General features: G+C 69.4%; 15 protein-coding genes. 6 read left to right on the top strand and 9 right to left on the bottom strand.

The window, feature by feature from the left end; genetic code table 11:
* Nucleotides 1-312: 312 nt before the first annotated feature.
* The gene (locus tag ACWPN7_RS04040; RefSeq protein WP_459196720.1) at nucleotides 313-1,914 is read left to right on the top strand and encodes a CocE/NonD family hydrolase; all 1,602 of its coding nucleotides are present in this window, start codon (nucleotides 313-315) and stop codon (nucleotides 1,912-1,914) included.
* Nucleotides 1,915-1,927: 13 nt separating this feature from the next.
* On the opposite strand, the gene ACWPN7_RS04035 is transcribed toward ACWPN7_RS04040, so the two are convergent.
* Nucleotides 1,928-2,734 (bottom strand): Fic family protein, encoded by an 807-nt coding sequence (locus ACWPN7_RS04035; RefSeq protein ID WP_014198607.1) that lies wholly within the window; start codon nucleotides 2,732-2,734, stop codon nucleotides 1,928-1,930.
* Nucleotides 2,735-2,955: 221 nt separating this feature from the next.
* Here ACWPN7_RS04035 and ACWPN7_RS04030 point away from each other — a divergent pair, with 221 nt between their 5' ends.
* The gene (locus ACWPN7_RS04030) at nucleotides 2,956-3,390 is read left to right on the top strand and encodes a bacteriohemerythrin (protein ID WP_040134241.1); all 435 of its coding nucleotides are present in this window, start codon (nucleotides 2,956-2,958) and stop codon (nucleotides 3,388-3,390) included.
* 100 nt (nucleotides 3,391-3,490) lie between these two features.
* On the opposite strand, the gene ACWPN7_RS04025 is transcribed toward ACWPN7_RS04030, so the two are convergent.
* Both ACWPN7_RS04025 and ACWPN7_RS04020 read right to left on the bottom strand, forming a co-directional pair.
* A complete protein-coding gene (locus tag ACWPN7_RS04025; protein WP_459196719.1) occupies nucleotides 3,491-4,150 on the bottom strand; it encodes a BON domain-containing protein in 660 nt (219 codons plus the stop codon).
* A gap of 209 nt (nucleotides 4,151-4,359) precedes the next feature.
* The gene (locus tag ACWPN7_RS04020) at nucleotides 4,360-4,836 is read right to left on the bottom strand and encodes a CYTH domain-containing protein (protein ID WP_040134242.1); all 477 of its coding nucleotides are present in this window, start codon (nucleotides 4,834-4,836) and stop codon (nucleotides 4,360-4,362) included.
* Between the two features lie 199 nt (nucleotides 4,837-5,035).
* Here ACWPN7_RS04020 and ACWPN7_RS04015 point away from each other — a divergent pair, with 199 nt between their 5' ends.
* Nucleotides 5,036-5,272, top strand: a complete 237-nt coding sequence (locus ACWPN7_RS04015) for a hypothetical protein (RefSeq protein WP_014198603.1) — start codon at nucleotides 5,036-5,038, stop codon at nucleotides 5,270-5,272.
* 66 nt (nucleotides 5,273-5,338) lie between these two features.
* On the opposite strand, the gene ACWPN7_RS04010 is transcribed toward ACWPN7_RS04015, so the two are convergent.
* Together ACWPN7_RS04010 and ACWPN7_RS04005 are read right to left on the bottom strand one after the other, a co-directional pair.
* Nucleotides 5,339-5,497 (bottom strand): DUF3309 family protein, encoded by a 159-nt coding sequence (locus ACWPN7_RS04010; RefSeq protein ID WP_014198602.1) that lies wholly within the window; start codon nucleotides 5,495-5,497, stop codon nucleotides 5,339-5,341.
* Between the two features lie 164 nt (nucleotides 5,498-5,661).
* Nucleotides 5,662-7,323, bottom strand: a complete 1,662-nt coding sequence (locus ACWPN7_RS04005) for a CorA family divalent cation transporter (protein WP_456529049.1) — start codon at nucleotides 7,321-7,323, stop codon at nucleotides 5,662-5,664.
* A gap of 189 nt (nucleotides 7,324-7,512) precedes the next feature.
* Here ACWPN7_RS04005 and ACWPN7_RS04000 point away from each other — a divergent pair, with 189 nt between their 5' ends.
* Complete coding sequence (locus ACWPN7_RS04000; protein WP_459196718.1) at nucleotides 7,513-8,202, top strand: hypothetical protein; 690 nt, start codon at nucleotides 7,513-7,515, stop codon at nucleotides 8,200-8,202.
* 199 nt (nucleotides 8,203-8,401) lie between these two features.
* Complete coding sequence (locus ACWPN7_RS03995; protein ID WP_103041810.1) at nucleotides 8,402-9,166, top strand: metallophosphoesterase family protein; 765 nt, start codon at nucleotides 8,402-8,404, stop codon at nucleotides 9,164-9,166.
* Between the two features lie 4 nt (nucleotides 9,167-9,170).
* Here ACWPN7_RS03995 and ACWPN7_RS03990 read toward each other — a convergent pair whose 3' ends face one another.
* Nucleotides 9,171-10,076, bottom strand: coding sequence for a LysR family transcriptional regulator (locus ACWPN7_RS03990; RefSeq protein WP_103041812.1), 906 nt, complete (start codon nucleotides 10,074-10,076; stop codon nucleotides 9,171-9,173).
* A 150-nt stretch (nucleotides 10,077-10,226) separates the two neighbouring features.
* On the opposite strand from ACWPN7_RS03990, the gene ACWPN7_RS03985 reads away from it, so the two are divergent.
* Nucleotides 10,227-11,228 (top strand): aldo/keto reductase, encoded by a 1,002-nt coding sequence (locus ACWPN7_RS03985; RefSeq protein ID WP_459196717.1) that lies wholly within the window; start codon nucleotides 10,227-10,229, stop codon nucleotides 11,226-11,228.
* Between the two features lie 107 nt (nucleotides 11,229-11,335).
* Here ACWPN7_RS03985 and pyk read toward each other — a convergent pair whose 3' ends face one another.
* From pyk to ACWPN7_RS03970, 3 genes are all read right to left on the bottom strand, one after another.
* Complete coding sequence (gene pyk, locus ACWPN7_RS03980; RefSeq protein WP_456529050.1) at nucleotides 11,336-12,754, bottom strand: pyruvate kinase; 1,419 nt, start codon at nucleotides 12,752-12,754, stop codon at nucleotides 11,336-11,338.
* 299 nt (nucleotides 12,755-13,053) lie between these two features.
* Entirely contained in the window at nucleotides 13,054-16,008 is a 2,955-nt protein-coding gene (locus ACWPN7_RS03975) for an FG-GAP-like repeat-containing protein (protein ID WP_459196716.1), read from the bottom strand.
* A gap of 646 nt (nucleotides 16,009-16,654) precedes the next feature.
* A complete protein-coding gene (locus tag ACWPN7_RS03970) occupies nucleotides 16,655-18,079 on the bottom strand; it encodes an FAD/NAD(P)-binding protein (RefSeq protein ID WP_459196715.1) in 1,425 nt (474 codons plus the stop codon).
* Nucleotides 18,080-18,235: the final 156 nt, after the last annotated feature.

Raw genomic sequence — 18,235 nt, 5'->3', positions numbered from 1 at the left:
GCGTCTGCCCATCGTTTGGGCACCCTCTCCCGCCCCGGAGAGGGTAGCGCCGAAGGCGCCGGGTGAGGGTCGCCCGAGGATCAGACACCAACCTGTTGCCGGTACCCTCACCCTTCCCGCGCGTTGCGCGGGCCCCTTCCCTCTTCCGGGACGGGAGAGGGAACATCGCGACGGCCATCCATCGGTCATGGCACAGCGCTTGCGAGAGTTGCCGGTCACAGTTGCTCGGCAGGGCGCCCCATGACCCATATGGCCCCGGTGATTCTCGAACAGCCGCCCCTCCTGGCCGTCCGGCCTCCTGAAACCGTTTCCATGCGGACGCGCGACGGTGTGCGGCTGGACGCCGACCTCTACCGTCCCGACGGGGTCGGCCCCTGGCCGGTCCTGCTGCTGCGTCTGGCCTGCGGGCGGCGCACGGCGATGACCAGCCATTACGCGCACCCGCGCTGGTACGCCGCGCGGGGCTATGTCGTCGTGGTGCAGGACGTGCGCGGACGCGGCACGTCGGAGGGCCGATTCCGTCCCTTCGAAGCGGAGCGCGAGGACGGCGCCGACGCGGTGGCCTGGGCGGCTTCCTTGCCCGGTTCCAACGGCACCGTCGGCATGTACGGCAGCGGCTACGCCGGGATGGCGCAGCTTCTGGCCCTGACCGAGCGGCCCGCCGCGCTGCGCGCGGTGGTTCCGGCTCTGGCCGGCTGGGATGTCTTCACCGACTGGGCGACGGAGGGTGGCGCCTTCCGTCTGGCCGACGCGATGGGCTGGGCGCTGCACTGCGCGGCGGAGTCCGCCCGCCGGCTGGAGGATGGCGCGGCCTACCGCGCGCTTCTGGAGGCGATCCGCAGCCTGCCGCTGGACGACGAGATTCCGTCCCGCCCGCGGGTGCTGCGGGACTACGCGCGCCATTGCCATTACGACGACTGGCTGACCACGCCCGGCCCAGGCGGAAGCTGGGACGAGCTGTCCCCCCGCCACGCTCTCTCCGGCGGTATCGGTGAGGTCTCCGTCCTTCAGATCGGCGGCTGGTACGACCCGCGCCTGACCGGCACGCTGGAGGCGCACGACGCCTTGTCCGCCGGCTGCGATGGCACCGTCCGCCTGCTGGTCGGTCCCTGGGATCGCCATGGGGTGGCGGTCCATGCCGGGCTCGACAGCCCGAAGCCGTCCGACGTGCCGTCCTTCGACGCCCTGCAACTCGGCTGGTTCGAGCGCTTCCTGAAAGGGGAGATGAACGGCGCGGAGCGCGGCGGCCCAATCCGCCTGTTCGACGTTCTGGAACGCCGCTGGCGCGACCTGCCGGCCTTGCCGCCCGCCGCATGGCCCCTGCATCTGTCGAGCGACGGACTCGCGGCGCGGCGCGGCGGCGCCCTGCGCGACGACGCCCCGGACGAAGCGTTCCTCGACGTGCTGGTCCACGACCCGCGCGATCCGGTGCCCACCGTGGGCGGTCATGCCGTGCCCGACGCCGGCCCGCGCGACCGCGCCGCCGCCGACGCCCGCCCCGACGTGGCGGTCTACGACACCGCTCCACTCTCGGCGCCGCTGACTTTGTCGGGATTGGCCGCCCTGGAAATCTGGGTGGAGGCGGACGCCCCGTCCTTCGACGTCAGCGCCGTCCTCTCCGCCGTGCTGCCCGACGGGCGCGTCCTGCCGCTCAGCCAGGGCCACGCGCGGGTCGAACCGGGCGGCGAGCAGCGTCCCATGCCGGTGGCCCTGCGCGCGCTCTGCGCGACTCTGCCCACCGGAAGCGCGCTGCGCCTCAGCCTCGCCGGGTCCTGCTTCCCGGCCTATCCCATCAATCCGGGGACGGGGGCGGAGCCGGGCGAAACCCGGCTGGTCGACGCGCAGCCCATCACCCTGCTCATCCACGGCGGTGGCGCCCGGCCGTCGCGCCTGCTGCTGCCAGCCCGAGGCTGACCGTCAGACCCCGTCAGGGGCGCCGGCCGTAGCCCTCGTCATGGTCACCGCCGAAGCCGTGCTCATCCTCGTCGGCCGGCTCGAAGTCACGGAGGGCGCGGGCGGCGCTGCGCAGGCACAGGTTCAGGCTGCGGTCGAGCAAGCGCATCATCAGGTCGCGGAACGGCGTCTTGTCGCCGAGCGACCAGGCGCGCTCGACCATCGCGGCGTACATCTCGCGATCCTCGTCCGTGATCACCACCGGCGGGAAGCCGGCGCGGTTCAGGATCAGGTTGCACAGCAAAAGCGCGGTCGCGGCGTTGCCCTGGAAGAAGGGGCGGACGCTCATCAGCCGGTGATGCGCCTCGAAGGCGGCCTCCGGCCCCGCTTCCGTCCGGCGCAGCCAGCCCGACAGCGCCGACATCGACACCCGCACCTTCGCCGGATCGGGAGAGGCCCCGGCGTCGTCCTTGAGCGCGCCGTCCCGGTAGCGCCCGGCGTTCGTGTCGATCCCCTGGTAGAGCACGCCATGGAAGGCCGCGATCGTGCGCTCCGTCACCACCCCGCCGCCCTGGAACGACAGGCGGGCCATCAGCTCCAGCGCGGCGCGGTGGTTGAGCGCGAGGCGCTGCGGCTCGGCCGGACGGCTGCGCAGCACCGCGCCGCGGTCCAGCACCATGCGGATGTCGTCGGGGGACAGCTCCACCCCCTCGACGAGGAGGCAGGCGGTGGTCAGGCCGCGCTCGAAGCGGTCGGCCAGATCGCGGACCACCGTCAACGGCATCGGCCGGGCGTCGTCCAGAACCCGCTTCTTTTCCAGAATATCGTCCAGCAGCGCCATCGTCCCGAACTCCGCAGATCCCGTGCATTTTCATAATGCCTGGACGGCGCGCGGGGAAGCACATCCTTTGCCGGCCCACAAGGTCAACAGGCTGCGGCGCAACCTCCGGCCTGCGGTTTTTTGCCGCTTGTGCCGCCGCGGTTGCCGGTTTTAACATCGCAATACAAGATTTCCGCGCCCCCTATACTCGCCTGACCCGGCCCTCTGAAAGGATTGATCCGATGCAACATGTTGCCTGGGATAAATCGATGAGCGTCGGCGTCGAAATTCTCGACGACGACCACCGAAAATTGCTCGACATGTTCAACCGGCTGCTGAAGGCCGGCATCGCGGAAAAGGACCGTGCCAGCCTGTCCGGGCTGCTGAGGGGCTTGCAGGAATACACGACGGTGCATTTCAAGCGGGAGGAGGCGCTGATGGAGCAGCAGGGCTATCCCGGCCTCGACGCCCACCGGGCCGCGCACCGCTATTTCATCGACGAGGTGCACAAGCTGACCCTGGACGATGACGACAGCAACGAGATGATGCTGCGCATCGACCTGATCCTGCTCCTGAAGGAATGGTTCATCGAGCACATCCAGTCGGTGGACAAGCAGTACAGCCCCTTCATGGCCGAAGACGCCGGCACCACCGCCCGCAGCACCACCGCCCATTGAGCGCACGCGCGAAAGCCCCCGCACCGGGTGGAGCGGGGGCGTCTCGTCAGTGCCTCGGAGGCCGCACCCGATCAGAAGGCCGTATCAGAAGGCCGCCGTATCAGAAGGCCATGGTGCCGCCCGGCTCGCGAAGGCGCAGGTTGTTCTGAACGTGACGGACCCCGGAGATGGCGTCGGCCAAGTCCTCGGCCCGCCGCTTCGCCATGCGGTCGTCCACCGTGCCGTCCAACGTGACCTCGCTGCCCGACACGGACACCGTGATGTCCGAGGCGTCGAGATAGGGGTCCTCGGTCAGCCGGTCGTTCAGATCGTCGCGGATACGCTCGTCCGACCGGGTGTAGCCCCGTGGGCCGCGGCCGCGGAACTGGGCGCGCCGCTCGTCCTCCTGACGGCGGCATTCGGCATCGTCGTTGCCGAACCAGGAGGCGACCTCGTCACCCGCCTGCTCCCAGAAATTGCGTTCCCGCGCCATGCCGACGGGCTCATCGCGATAGCGCTCATCCCGCATCCGCTCACCCCGCATCCGGTCATCCCACCCGCGGTCGTCGCGATGCCATCCGCGCTCGGCATGGCCCCAGTCGCTGCCCCAGCGGCGGCTGGGATCGCGTCCACCGGAACCGCCGCTTTCATAGTCACTCCGGGGATAACCGCCTGCGCCGTAGGCGCCACGCCCAAATTCGTTGCGGTCTTGGACGTCGCGGCGGTCGTCCTCGTCCACGTTGCGGGCCTCGTCCTTCCATCGGTTCTCGTATTGAGACATCGTGCCAGACTCCCGTTCGCCGTTGCCCGCCGCCCCTCCGGACGGCCCTTTTCTCAACAGGACGGCGCTGGGCTGCGTTCCCCTTTCGGCGCATCGCCGGAGTGCCCGCACAATCTGGCACGCGGATTGCTGCATTGCACACAGTCATCCACGCAGCCTTGGCCCCGGTCCTCCCTTCGGACCGGGGCTTCTTTTTTCCGGGAGGGGAGTTAAGCCGCGTTGACCCAGTGGCGGATCGGGCTGCGCGACAGGGCGGAGTTGCTGTAGGCAGCCCGATGCGTGATCTCCGCCCCCACCCAATCGGGAAGCGGAACGACCTGATCGGGATGGGACAGTTCGACCTCGGCGATCACCAGACCGGCGTTCTCGCCACCGAAGACATCGATTTCCCAACAGAGGCCATGATGGTGGGCAAGGTAGCGGGTCTTCTCGATCAGCCCGCGCCGGCAACTGTGGCGCAGCAGGCCCAGGGCGAGGTCGAGGGGTATCTGGTGTTCGACCTCCTCGCGGCACAGGCCGCGGCGGGGGCCTTTGACGGTCAGCGTGGCGTCCGGACCGGCCACCCGGACCCGCACCGTGCGGCCATCGTCGGAGGGCAGATAGCCCTGGACGATGGACAGGCCGTTTCGGCACAGGGGACGGATGTCCCTCCGGACCAGAAAGCGCCGTTCGATCTCAACCGCCATGATATCCGCCTTTCGGCATATCGGACGCCGCTGAGGATAATCGCCCGCAACGCCGCGGCGCAACCATGCCTCATACGCATGAAGTCCATTCCTGCGTTGCGGTATTACCATTTGGACACATCATCGAACAAGCGCCCACGACGCGGTTCCCGACGCTCCGTGGTGGGAGCGGCCACCCGTTCTGGGGTAGCATGCCGCCATGGCACAAGACTTCGCACCCTGGCTGATCCTGTTCGCCCTTTACGGCGCGCCCCTCCTTCATGTGATGCTGTCACGGCGCGGCGGCCCGTGGCGTCCCCCGCCCGGCACGCGCTGCCCCTTCGGCCCGCGGGCCGGCTGGGTGGTGATGGTGTTGATTCTGGGGCCGATCGGCTGGCTGATGTTCGTCATGCGCAACGGGCGCCGTTCCCGTCCCGGCCGCAGCCCCGGAGCGTGACGCCCAGGGGCCGGTGGCGGAACGGGAACGGCGCCCGCGCGTTGGATTGCCCGGACGGGTTGCCCGTCAGATGCGGCCCATCAGCAGCAGCACGATCAGGACCAGCAGCAGCACGCCGAGGATGCCGCTCGGGCCATAGCCCCAACCGCGGCTGTGCGGCCAGGCCGGAACCGCGCCGATTAGAACGAGAATCAAAATGATGAGCAGAATGGTGCCGATGCTCATGATGTCCTCCCAAATGTGGAGCTTTCGCTGAGAAGAACGCGAGCTTGGCCGGCTGGTTCCTGACCTCCTCCTGTTCTTTGGCGCCCGTCATCTCCATTCGGGGAAGCGACGCCCTACCCTTCCGGTCTTTCCTCAAATCACGTTTCCACCGGCCCTCCACCCGCTCAGAAGGGCGGTCCGGCGCGGCGACTCGGGCGTTCCCACACCTTCGCCAGCAGCGCCAGCTTGCTCCGGCCCGGCAGCCGCTCGTCCGACAGCGCCTCCAGGAAGTCGGCCAGACGCTTGGAGCGCATCACGCTGAAGGCGATCAGGCCGACCGTCGCCAGCAGGATGAATAGGAAGAACAGAACGCGCGCCGGCAGCGGGTCGTCGGCCATGGCGAGCAGGTTCATGCCGAGGAAGCCTGTGACCAGCGTGCCAATGGTGCTGACCACCGTGACCACGGTCAGGCGCAGCACCGTGTTGGCCTGCCGCCGCAGCCCGTCGCTGTCGAGGTAATCAGACATGTCCTGAACCTCGTCCCGCACCTCGGCGTAGAGGCGGTCGGTGCCGAGATGCCCGGCCCACAGGCGGAACAGGTCGCGCAGCGGCCCCTGGATCGACAGCTCATGGAACCAGTAACGGTGGGTGAAGCGCAGGAAGATCTCGAACACCTGCCGGATGTCGCGCTTGAACCGCTTCACCGACTCCACGGTGCCGATGTCGAGCTGGCTGACCGCCAGCACCAGCCGGTCGGACAGCATCACCAGCGCCGCCCGATGGAAATGCACGACCAGCCCCAACAGGAAATACTGGTGCCGGAACTGGCCGAGCAGCCCGGTTTCCGCGTCGGTGAAGAAGGCGTCGCCCTCCGGCCCCACCATCACCAGCGAATGGCCGCAGCACAGGATGCGGCTGCGCGTCCAGGCGCCGGGCGCCCGCGGGTCCCAGTAGCGGTCGTAGCAGTAGCGCTGCTCGAACCCCTCCAGGAAGGCGGGGGCGAAGGGCATCACCTCGCTGGGTCCTAAGCCAGGGGACGTTGCGAAACCCAGCCGTACCCAATCCGCCCGTTCCAGGCGTTCCGGCTCGTCCAGCGACAGATAGGCCATGGCCGGCATCCGCTGATATTCGAGCTGGCGGTAGCGGAGCAGCCCGGTCTCCTCCGAATGGTGGTGGACCAGAGGGCGCAGAAGGAACGACCAGTGGGCGGCGATGCGCGGCGCCCGGTGGCGGCACACGAAGGACAGGTAATCGGCCTTCCGCTCATAGTCGGAAACGGCGAGCACGGCTCCGTCGGTGCCGATCCATTCGACGCGGTGCGGGCATTGCGCGGCGCTGCCGTCCGGTTCCCAGGCGGGGGGATAGGTGCGGCCCAGCCGGAACAGCGTGTCCTGCACGCGGTCCAGCGGCAGGTCCTCGCCGAACAGCTCGACGACGAGGATCGCCACGTCGACATCGTGGAAGAAATGCAGATCGACATGGGCGATGGCGAAGCGCAACGGCGCCTGCCCCCGCCTCAGGGTGACCGTCAGCGCCGCCACGTCGCGCCGCCGGAAGACGCGGATCGGAGAACCGCCATAGCCGGGCCGGTGGTCGCGCGATTCCCCCTCGCCATAGAGGAAGCGCTGCACATAGGGCAGGAAGGACACGAACTCGCTGTAATGGCGCTCGCTGAATTCGCCGGGGTCCTGGGTGAACTCGTCCGCCACCTCCTGCCAGGGGCAGCCCGGCCCGCCCAGCCATTCCCAATGGTTCTGGATCTGCGCGCCCGCCTTCAGCGGCATCAACTGCACCGGCCACAGCAGGATTTCGCGAAACCGGCGCACGCGGATCGGGCTCTCGTCCATGGCGCCCCTCCCCCTTGTCCTTCTTTTCCCACATCCTAGCAGAGTCCGGACCGGCGAAAACGCCGCACCAAGATGGGATTGCCGGGCGTTCGCACCACCCAATCGAACCGGACCATTAACCAGGACGAAAGCCCGGCCCTGGTAGCGTCCCTCGTTCAGATCATGCGCCGGAGGAGGATTCATTTGCCGATGACGCGCCGGATCGGGCTGTTCCTGTTGGTGGCCGGGCTGGGAACGGCCACGTCCGCCCTGGCCGTGGAGGCCTCTGTCTCCAAGGCTGTCTCCGACACCGTCTGCGCCGGCGAGGGCGCCGGGCGGCGCTGCACCGTGTCCGCCGTCCAGCCCTTCCCCGACAACCGCGGCGGCCTCGGCGAGCTGAGCATCAGCGCGGTGCGCGACGCGGCCTGCACCTCCCTCTACATCGTGTTCGACGAGCCCATAGCGCTCGCCCGCCCGGTCACCCTGGCGGTGGACGGCGCCCCACCGCAGCGTTTCTACACGCCGCGCCAGCTTTCCGACCTCGCCGATGCGCTCGATGGAGCAGGCCAGCCCGACGCGACGCCGGAGGGGGTGGCACCCGAATTCACCCGCTTCCTAAGCCAGGTGGCCGAGGGCGCCGTCGCCGACGAGGACGCCGGTACGGAAATGCTGAGGCGCTTCGCCGCCATCAAGGAACCACAACGCATCGGCCTGACCTGCGGCCCGATGGAGCGCCTGATGCCGCTGATCCGCTCGGACTGCCCGCTGCGGCTGGAGTTCCAAAAGCAGGCCGGCGGCGCGACGCAGGTCTATCACTGGCCGCGGCTCGACCGGCGGACCGTGGAGTTCCGGCTGGGCGGCCTGCTGGAAGCGCTGGACCGGGCCATGCCCGGTTCCTGACGGCGCCGCCAAGGAACGCCGTCCGGGGTACCCATTCCAGCCGCTTGACCGCACCCACTCTTTGCCGTCCGACTCGCCCCATGAGGATGAATTCGGTGAAGGCGGTCCGGGCAAGCGGCTGTCCGACTTGAGAGCGCGCGCCGTCATCCCCATCCTGTCAAGGCAGGACCCACCCATCGAAGACGGAGGAGAGCGGAGCGTGTTCGGCTTTGCGCGCAAACTGTGGTCGGACCCGGAGCCCGTCGCGAGCCATGTGCCGCGGGGCGTGCGCGTCTACGCGGTGGGCGACATCCACGGACGCCTGGATCTGCTGGACCAGTTGCTGGCGCAGATCGACCGCGACGCCGCGAGCGGCGCCGACCTCGTCAAGTATCTGGTCTTCCTCGGCGACTATGTGGACCGCGGTCCGGACTCCGCGATGGTCATCGAACGGCTGTGCCGGGAGCCCCTGCCCGGCTTCGGCGCCATCCACCTGCGCGGCAACCACGAGGCCGCGATGATGGACTTCATCGAGAAGCCGGAGGCCGGGCCGGACTGGCTGGACTATGGCGGGCGGGCGACGTTGGCCAGCTACGGCGTTCCGGCCCCCGTCGAGGGCGCCCCGCCGGAGCATGTGGACGAAGCCCGCCAGCGCTTCGCCGCCGCCCTGCCGCCCCATCACCGGGCCTTCCTGGCCGGGCTGCGCTCCAGCGTCGCCATCGGCGACTATCTGTTCGTCCACGCCGGCATCCGCCCCGGCCTGCCGCTGCACCGCCAGCGGGATGAGGATCTGCTGTGGATCCGGCGGGAGTTCCTGACCTCCCACCTCGACCATGGCAAGCTCGTCGTGCACGGCCACACCATCGTCGAGCAGCCGGACATCCGATCCAATCGCATCGGCATCGACACCGGCGCCTACGCCTCCAACCGGCTGACCGCGCTGGTCCTGGAGGGCGGAGAGCGCCGATTCCTCTGCACAATCTGACTCCCTACGGAGCGGCCTGACGGCGCCAGTCCTTGAGGAAGTCGAGGAAGGCGCGCAGCGACGCCGGAGGCTGGCGGCGCGAGGGGTAATAGAGGAAGGGGCCGGGAAAGCTCTGGCTCCAGTCCTCCAGCACGGCGACGAGACGGCCGGCGGCGATGTGCTCGCGCACATACTCATCGAAGGTCATCAGGAACCCCAACCCGTCCAGCGCCGCCCGCAGCTGGATGCCGGTGTGCCCGGCGTGGAAGGGTCCTCCGGGCTGGATGCGCACGATGCGGCCGTCCTTCTCGAACTCCCAGGGCGGGTGGGCGCCGCTGGCGTAGACGGTCGAGACGCTCGGCTTGCCCAGCAGGTCCTCGGGCCGTTCCGGCACCCCAAAACGGTCGAGCACGGACGGCGCGGCGCACAGCACGAAGCGCTGCGGCGGGCCGAGCGGCACCGCGATCATGTCCTGCGCCAGATGTTCCTCGTAGCGCACGCCCGCGTCGTAGCCCTGCGCCACGATGTCGATCAGGGCGATGTCCACGGTGATTTCCAGTTCCACATCCGGAAAGCGGGTCAGGAAGGGCGTGACCATCGGGGCCAGCACGAGATCGACCGCCGGGGCCGGCGCGTTGATGCGCAGCCGCCCCGCCGGCCGCCCCTGGCGCTCCCGCAAGTCGGACAGGGCACCGGCCACCTCGCCCAGCGCCGGTTCCAGCCGGCGCAGAAGCTGCTCCCCGGCCTCGGTCGGGGCGACACTGCGGGTGGTGCGGTTCAGCAGGCGGACGCCGAGATGCTCTTCCAGCTCCCGCATCCGCTGGCTGAGGCTGGAGACGGACACGCGCTGCTCCAGCGCCGCGCGGCGGAAGCTGCGATGGCGGGCGACGGCGGCGAAGGCTTGCAGGTCGCGCAGGTCGGTGTCGTCCATTCCCGGGTTCCGATTGTTCGATGCCGTGAACAGCCCGTTCGGCATTGTCCAGCTTATCGGATCAATGGCGCCGGGTCATCATCCCCGGGTCATCATTCAGGGCAAGGCGGCGCTGGAACGGCGCCGCGACGGACGGAGAGGATCAGGAACATGGAACAGCGCACGCTCGGGGCCGCCTGCCCTGTCAGCTCGGTCATCGGTCTCGGCTGCATGGGCATGTCGGACTTCTACGGCCCCGCCGACCAGGAGGAGAGCATCGCCACGATCCACGCGGCGCTCGACGCCGGGATCACGCTGCTCGACACCGGCGATTTCTACGGCATGGGGCACAACGAACTGCTCATCCGCGACGCCCTGCGCGGGCGCGACCGCGACGGGCTGCTCATCAGCGTGAAGTTCGGTGCCCTGCGCGATCCACAGATGGGCTGGAACGGCTACGATTCCCGCCCGGCGGCGGTGAAGAACTTCCTGACCTACTCGCTGCGCCGGCTGGGGGTGGACCACATCGACATCTACCGCCCGGCGCGGCTCGACCCGAGCGTCCCCATCGAGGACACGGTGGGCGCCATGGCCGACATGGTGAAGGCCGGTTACATCCGCCACATCGGCCTGTCGGAGGTCGGCCCGGACACCATCCGCCGCGCCGCCGCGGTGCACCCGATCAGCGACCTGCAGATCGAATATTCCCTGATCTCCCGCGGCATCGAGGAGGCCATCCTGCCCACCTGCCGGGAGCTTGGCATCGGCGTCACCGCCTACGGCGTGCTGTCGCGCGGCCTGATCAGCGGTCACTGGAGCAAGGACCGCACGGGCCAGGACTTCCGCAGCCGCAGCCCGCGCTTCCAGGGCGAGAATCTGGACCGGAATCTGGCGCTGGTCGAGCGTCTGCGGGAGATCGCCCAGCGCATCGGCGGTTCGGTCGCCCAGGTCGCCATCGCCTGGGTGGCGGCTCAGGGCCGCGACATCGTCCCGCTGGTCGGCGCCCGCCGCCGCGACCGTCTGGCCGAGGCGTTGGGGGCCCTGGACCTCACCCTGTCGGCGAAGGATCTGGCGCAGCTGGCCGAAGCCCTGCCTCCCGGCGCCGCGGCGGGCGAGCGCTACCCGGCGGCGCAGCTCGCCCATATGGACAGCGAGACGTACAAGAAGCCGTAAGGTTTGCCCCCACCCCAGCCCTCCCCCGCTTTCGCGGGAGAGGGAGATTTATCTCCTCCCCTGCGAAGCGAGGGAGGGTTTAGGGAGGGGGCACCGTTGCCGGACCCTTACCCCTCGACCTGCACCACGCGCAGGTTGTTGGTGGTCCCCGCCTTCGCGAAGGGAATGCCGGCCACCACGACCATCTGGTCGTTGGGCTTGGCGAAGCCCTCCTCCTTGGCGAAGCCCAGCGCCCGCTCGACCATTTCCTCGTAGGTGTGGATGTCGGCGGACAGGACGCTGTGCGCGCCCCAGAGCAGGGACAGGCGGCGCGACACCGCGGCGTGCGGCGTGATCGCCAGGATCGGCACCGCCGGACGCCGGCGGGCGATGCGCGCGGCCGTGGTGCCGCTGGAGGTGTAGGCGACGATGGTCGATGCGTGGATCACCTCGGCCAGATCGGCGGCGGCGGCGGCCACCGCGTGGGGCGCGGTCTGCTCCTCGCCGGGGTCCGAGGCGTCGATGATCGAGCGGTAGAGCTTGTGCTGCTCGGTGCTGCGGATGATGCGGTCCATCATCTCCACGGCCTCCACCGGGAAGGCGCCGCTGGCCGATTCCGCCGACAGCATCACCGCGTCGGCACCGTCATAGATGGCGGTCGCCACGTCGGACGCCTCGGCCCGCGTCGGGGTCGGCGCGTTGACCATGGAATCGAGCATCTGCGTCGCCACGATCACCGGCTTCACGGCGAGGCGGCAGGCGCGCACCAGCTCCTTCTGGCGGCCCGGCACCTCCTCGTGCGGGATCTCGACGCCCAGGTCGCCGCGGGCGACCATGACCGAGTCCGACAGGCGGATGATGTCGTCGATGCGGTCAAGCGCCGCCGGCTTCTCGATCTTCGACATCAGCCCGGCGCGGTCGCCGATCAGCCCGCGGGCCTCCAGCAGGTCGGCGGGCTTCTGCACGAAGGACATCGCCACCCAGTCGACGCCCAGCTCCAGCCCGAAGGCGAGGTCGACGCGGTCCTTGGCGGTCAGGGGCGACAGCTCCAGCACCGTGTCGGGCAGATTGACGCCCTTGCGGTTGGAGATGGTCCCGCCGATCACCACCTTGGCGTCGATGTAGTCGTCGCCCAGCCCGGTCACGGCGACGCGCACGCGCCCGTCGTCGATCAGCAGATTGTGGCCCGGCATCACCGCCGCGAAGATTTCCGGATGGGGCAGCGGGATCGCGGTCCTGTCGCCGTCGGCGCCGGACAGGACGAAGCGGATCGATTCGCCGGCGGCGACGGTGATCTTGCCGTCACGGATGGTGCCGACGCGGATCTTCGGTCCCTGCAGATCCTGAAGAATGCCGATGGGGCGGCCCATCTCGGCCTCCAGGGCGCGGATGGCGGCGTGGACCTTGGCGTGATCCTCGTGCGTCCCATGGCTGAAATTCAGGCGGAAGGTATCGACGCCGGCCAGGAACAGCCGCTTCAGCATCTCGGGCGTGTTGCTGGCGGGACCGACCGTGGCAACGATCTTCGCGCGGCGGTGACGACGCATATAATTTCGGCCTCTTGGGGCCGCCTCCTTGATGGAGTGTCGAACGGCGGGCATGCCGGGTGGGAAGCGGGCGGTCATGGAACCGCCCGGCTGCCGTTCACATTGGTGGGTAACGGCCCGCTGACAACCACCGAGCCCGCAATAATGCCCGGCTGTGGCAGAGCCGCCGTCGCCGGGCCGGTTCCCGCGTCCGTTCGCACCCCAATCATCATCGAACCGTCAACGAACGGTCACGCAAGGCCGCCACTGTGGGCTCGGGCGCTGGGCCGCTTCGCCAACTCCGACGGCGGCGCCGCCGCTCAGCCGAACCAGGCGGCGACGTTGCCGGTCTGGCCGAGGATGGTGATGCGGTTGCCCCCGCCGACGTCGAGCGTGGTGTTGCCGCCCTCCACCCGCGCCGAGCGGATCACCGCGCCAAGCTCGATGCCGGCCTCGTAGAAGGCCAGCCGGTCCACCCCCACCTCGAAGTCCATCACCACCGACCCGCCGGAGCTGCGCCCGAAGGCGAAGACGTCCGCGCCCTCGCCGCCCCACAGCGTGTCCGCTCCGCCGTCGGCGAACAGCACGTCGTTGCCGGCCCCGCCGTGCAGCACGTCGTCACCCGCCCCGCCGAACAGCGTGTCGTCGCCCTCCTCGCCGAACAGCGTGTCGTTGCCGTCCCCGCCAACCCCGAGGTCGTTGCCGGCGCCGAGCCCGATCAGGTCGCGGCCCGCCCCGCCCAGCGCCGTGTCCTTGCCCGCCCCGCCGCTGAGCGTGTCGTCGCCCTCGTCCCCGGCCAGCAGGTCGTCGCCGTCCTCGCCGAACAGCAGGTCGTTGCCCGCCCCGCCGCTCAGCGTGTCGTTGCCCTCGTTGCCGGTCAGCGTGTCGTCGCCCTCCTCGCCGAACAGCAGGTCGTCGCCCGTCCCGCCGAACAGCCGGTCGTTGCCCGTGCCGCCGCCGATCAGGTCGTGACCCGACCCGCCGAACAGCCAGTCGTCGCCCTCGCCGCCGTGCACCACGTCGTCGCCGTCGTCGCCGTACAGCGTGTCGTTGCCGCCGCCGCTGGTGATCGTGTCGTTGCCGCCGCCGCCGTGCAGGAGGTCGTCGCCTTCGCCCAGATGCATGTACTGCTCGTGGTCGTCGCCGTAGACGATCTGCTCGCCGTCGCCGCCGACCAGCGTGGCGTTGCCGACCACCGCCGCGAACTCGACGTTGTCGAGCTGGATGGTCACCGGCCCGGCCAGGCCCGTGGTGTTGAGCACCACCGCGGTCGGCGCCGTGCTGGTCGGGCCGGTGCCGCCCAGCGTGGTGCCGGTCACCTTGGTCTGCACCGCCTGGCCGGCGGCCACGCCGGGCGCGGTGAAGTCGATGGCGCGGACCAGAAGCTGGGCCTGCGCCGGCAGTGTCGCCAGGAACCTGGTTCCGCCGTCGGTCAGGCCGATGCGCGAGGGAGAGCCTTCCTCCGTCCAATCCTCGATGGCGGTGATCAGGCCGTCCCCCGTGTCGGCGGCGCCGGCCCGCTCGGCGCGGCCCGAGGCGGTGACCGCAACGCCGGTCTGGACGCTGAGCATCAGGGTGGTGACCGTGGATGTCTGCGCGGTCTGGGCGTCGGCCACCTCCTCCTGAACGACCGGCACGTCGGCCAGATCGGGGTTGGGCGTGCTGCCGTCCTCCTGACGGTCGGCGGCCGGCGCTTCGATGCGCACCGTGGCGATGCGATTGCCCCCGGCGCCGGTGGTGATCGAACGGTGGACGATGGTGCCATCGACAATCTGTTCCGTCGGCCCGTCCACGGCCGCCGTCAGCTTCTGCGTCGTCGCGCCGAGCAGCGGGGATCTGTTGCCGGCGGCATCGGTCAGGCTGAGCGCCAGGGTGAGGGTGCCGTCGCCCAGGCCCGACAGGTTCAGTCCGTCGATTCGGTTCGTACCCGCGTTCAGCAGGCCGCTGCCGGTCGCTTGGCCGCCACCCGAGGAGGTGATCGTCCAGCTGTAGGCCGCCCCGGGCTCGCCGTCGGTGATGGTGAAGGCGGTGCTGGTCTGCTCCACCGCATCGATGCGGTCGTCCTCGAACTGCACCGTCGCCGTGGGTGGCGTGGTGTCGATGGTCACCGTCAGCGCCGTCGAGGCGGTCGAGGTGCCGTCGGCATTGCTGGCCTTGGCGCTCAGGGAATGGGCGCCGTCGCTCAGCGAGGCCGACGTCACCGTCCACTGGCCTGCACCGTCGGCCATCGCCGTGCCCAGCGCCGTCGCGCCCTGGTACAGCACCACCGTCGCACCCGCTGCCGCCGTGCCGGCGATCGCTGGCGTGGCGACGTTGGTCAGCGTGTCGGCGGTCGAGCCGCTGTTGGAGCCCACCGTCAGCGCGAGGCCCGTTGGGGCGGCGGGGGGCGGCGGCCCGTTGCGGAGCAGCACGATGGTTCCGTAGTTGACGCCGAGCAGGACGTCGAGGTCGCCATCGCCGTCGATGTCGACGAGGTCCGGCGTGGCCGACAAAACAGCGACGAGGCTCACGGAATACTGAGTGGGCCAATCGCGAACATGGCCGAGGCCAAAGGGGTTTGTGCCGACCAGAGTGAAGCTTGGCGCCGCTGCCGTTCCGACGTTCCGGTAAAGGACCATGTCGCCATTGTCGTTGCCGATCAGAACGTCAAGGTCCCCATCGCCGTCGAGGTCCACGAGGTCCGGCGAGGCGTAGGTGCCGACATTGCCGAGACCGAAGGAGTTGACGCCGACCAGGGTGAAGCTTGGCGCCTCCACCGTCCCGACGTTGCGGAAGACGACCGTGTTGCCGCTGCTGTTGCCGATCAGAACGTCGAGGTCGCCATCACCGTCGAGGTCGGCGAGGTCCGGTGCGGCGCAGCTGCCGACGTCGCCAAGACCGAAAGGATTGGTGCCGATCAGGGTAAAGCTCGGCGCCGTTGTCGTCCCGACGTTCCGATAGACTACGGTGTCGCCTCGGTGGTTGCCGATCAGAACGTCGAGGTCGCCGTCACCATCGATGTCGGCGAGGTCCGGCGCAGCAAAATTGGCGAAGCCCTGCACATCAAGGCTGCCAACATTGCCGAGACCAAAGGGGTTGGTGCCGACCAGGGTGAAGCTCGGAGCCGTCGCCGTCCCGACGTTCCGGTAGACCACCGTGTCGCCTCGGTCGTTGCCGATCAGAACGTCGAGGTCGCCGTCGCCGTCGAGATCCGCGAAGTCTGGAGAGACACGGATGCCGAAGCCGCTGATCCCGAAAGGATTGATCGCCTCCAGGGCGAAGGTCGGGTCGCTCATGTCCTTACTCTCCTTCGCGACCGGACGGCAGGGCGACGCCCCCCGACCCCGCGGTGGTTCTTCAAATCATGGAGGATGTGAGGGGGTGGGCCGGTGGCCCTGTGACGATGTCCACCGCGGCGAAGCCTTGGCCAGGGGCGGAACGGGCCGGCCCGAGCCGATCACGGCAGGGTCGACCGTGGCCGGACCACCGGTTTCGGCGGTCAGCGGCCACGGCGATCCGTCTTCGAGGTGCAGCGAGTGGAGCATTGCCAAACCGGCGCGGATGGTTTCGCCGGGTGCCATGTCGATCACCAGCCGTGCATAGAAATCTCCCATGTGGAGCAACGGGCGCTTGATCGCCTGGCGGCCATGTTGGCAAACGTGCAGCGCTCAAACAATTGGGGGGTTTTCCCCAGGAGTCCGCGGCGCCACAGGCCTCGTTCGGGCTTTGTCTAATCCGACCGGGGGGCGTCAGGCCCTTCCGGAATCGCCACCGCGGCGTTCAAGCGCGCCCCACGATGGCCGCGCCGACGAGGCGGTTTCCGGGGATTACGCCCGCTGCGGCAAACCAAAAACGTTCCTCAACGCCCGGATCACAACAGGCGCAGGAATTTCATCCACGAAGCCGGCTTCATGGTTCGAAACAAGCACGTCACCAGTGCGCTTATGCGGGGAGACTTCTCCTGACGCCTCGGCGGGCGAGCGTGAGCGCGGCGTCCGCGCACTGGCTGCGCAATTCGGGAACCGCGGTCATTTCCCAGAACGGCGCGCGGCTGACCGGGCCGAGCGCGAAGAGGCGGTCGGACACCGCCCCGTCCTCCCCGATCAACGCCCCCTCCTCCGTCACGTCGAGGCCGAGGCGCAAGGGATCGGGACGGGCCAGACCCTGCTGGAGCAAGGCGCGCATCAGCGGATGGCGGATGCGCCCGAAGTCGCATTCGGTGCCCGTCGCGTTGACGATGGCGCCAACCGTCCGCGTCCAGAACGCGTCCTCGGCGCCCCGCGCGCGGACCGTCGCTTCCACCCCCTCGGGGGTCGGGGCCAGCGACTGGAGGCGGCCGGCACGGACGGTCAGCTGTCCGCTCTCGCGCAGGGCCTCGATGCGCGCGGCCACCTCCGGCGCCATGCGGTGGCGGTGCACCTCCCAATAGGGCCGGGCGTGGCGCAGGAAGCGCTGCCGCTCCTCCAACGGCAGATGCTTCCAGATCAGCGGGTGGAAGGGCCGCAGGGAATCGAAGGCGGCCCGCCAGTCCAACCCCTCCTCCCGCGCGCGGCGGACGTCGGCCTTCAGGGCGATCAGCACGTCCAGCACCGTGCCGGGCATCGTCTGGGGATGGACGAAGCTCTTGAAGGGCCGCGTCTCCAGATGGGTGGTGGGCAGCAGCCCGCGGCGCGACAGCGCCAGAATCGGGCCGCGGTGGCCCTGGTTCTCCAGGGACAGCACCACGTCGACCATCGTCAGCCCGGTGCCTAGGATCAGCACCGGCGCGTCCGGATCGATGGCGGCGACGGCCTCGCGGTTCCAGGGATCGCCGATGAAGCGCTCCGACGCAAAGACCTCCGGCGCCGCGATGCGCGGCGGCGACGGCGGAAAATGCCCGACGCAGAGCACCGCCCGGTCCACCGCGAGGCTTTCCCCGCTGGTGAGCCGAAGACGAACGCCGCCGTCGGCCGAGCCGTCCACCGCCGCATCGACCACCTCCGCCCGCACCGTGTCGAGCGTCACATGGGCGGGAGCCTCCGCCTGCGCCTCGCGCAGCACGTCCTGGATGTACGCGCCGTAGAGCCGGCGCGACACGAAGGCGTGGCCGCTGGGCGGCACGTCGCCGCCGAGATCCTTCGCCCACAGCCAGCGCAGGAAGTGGCGCGGGTCGTCGGGATGGGCGCTCATGTTGTAGGCGCGCACGTTCAGCAGATGCGCCGCGCTGTCGGTGGAATAGGCCAGCCCGGTGCCCAGGGTCCCGGCGCGCTCGATCAGATGGATGCGCGTCGGCTCCTCCGCCTTGCGCAGAAGGTGGGCCGCCAGGATACTGCCGGTGAAGCCGGCGCCGACGATGGCGATGCTGTGCGCGGTGTCGTGGGACGGCATGCTCGTCGTTCCTCTCCCTGTGTCCAGCACCCCGCGGGGCGCCCCCGAATTGACATCATTAGAGCACCATGAATCCCTATTTAACAAGTTGGCTTTTGCCGTATCGCATGTGCTTTCATATGCTGCGCATCGGAAACAACTTGTAAAATTTGTTGA

It is taken from the genome of Azospirillum sp. UENF 312511, from assembly GCF_058780635.1.
Note: the sequence above shows the minus strand (reverse complement) of the source record. Positions and strands in the feature narration are given on the sequence as shown.

Coding starts and splice junctions, on each gene's coding strand:
- ACWPN7_RS04040 (WP_459196720.1), top strand. CDS start 313: ATGCGGACGCGCGACGGTGTGCGGCTGGACGCCGACCTCTACCGTCCC.
- ACWPN7_RS04035 (WP_014198607.1), bottom strand. CDS start 2,734: ATGGCGCTGCTGGACGATATTCTGGAAAAGAAGCGGGTTCTGGACGAC.
- ACWPN7_RS04030 (WP_040134241.1), top strand. CDS start 2,956: ATGCAACATGTTGCCTGGGATAAATCGATGAGCGTCGGCGTCGAAATT.
- ACWPN7_RS04025 (WP_459196719.1), bottom strand. CDS start 4,150: ATGTCTCAATACGAGAACCGATGGAAGGACGAGGCCCGCAACGTGGAC.
- ACWPN7_RS04020 (WP_040134242.1), bottom strand. CDS start 4,836: ATGGCGGTTGAGATCGAACGGCGCTTTCTGGTCCGGAGGGACATCCGT.
- ACWPN7_RS04015 (WP_014198603.1), top strand. CDS start 5,036: ATGGCACAAGACTTCGCACCCTGGCTGATCCTGTTCGCCCTTTACGGC.
- ACWPN7_RS04010 (WP_014198602.1), bottom strand. CDS start 5,497: ATGAGCATCGGCACCATTCTGCTCATCATTTTGATTCTCGTTCTAATC.
- ACWPN7_RS04005 (WP_456529049.1), bottom strand. CDS start 7,323: ATGGACGAGAGCCCGATCCGCGTGCGCCGGTTTCGCGAAATCCTGCTG.
- ACWPN7_RS04000 (WP_459196718.1), top strand. CDS start 7,513: ATGACGCGCCGGATCGGGCTGTTCCTGTTGGTGGCCGGGCTGGGAACG.
- ACWPN7_RS03990 (WP_103041812.1), bottom strand. CDS start 10,076: ATGGACGACACCGACCTGCGCGACCTGCAAGCCTTCGCCGCCGTCGCC.
- ACWPN7_RS03985 (WP_459196717.1), top strand. CDS start 10,227: ATGGAACAGCGCACGCTCGGGGCCGCCTGCCCTGTCAGCTCGGTCATC.
- pyk (WP_456529050.1), bottom strand. CDS start 12,754: ATGCGTCGTCACCGCCGCGCGAAGATCGTTGCCACGGTCGGTCCCGCC.
- ACWPN7_RS03975 (WP_459196716.1), bottom strand. CDS start 16,008: ATGAGCGACCCGACCTTCGCCCTGGAGGCGATCAATCCTTTCGGGATC.
- ACWPN7_RS03970 (WP_459196715.1), bottom strand. CDS start 18,079: ATGCCGTCCCACGACACCGCGCACAGCATCGCCATCGTCGGCGCCGGC.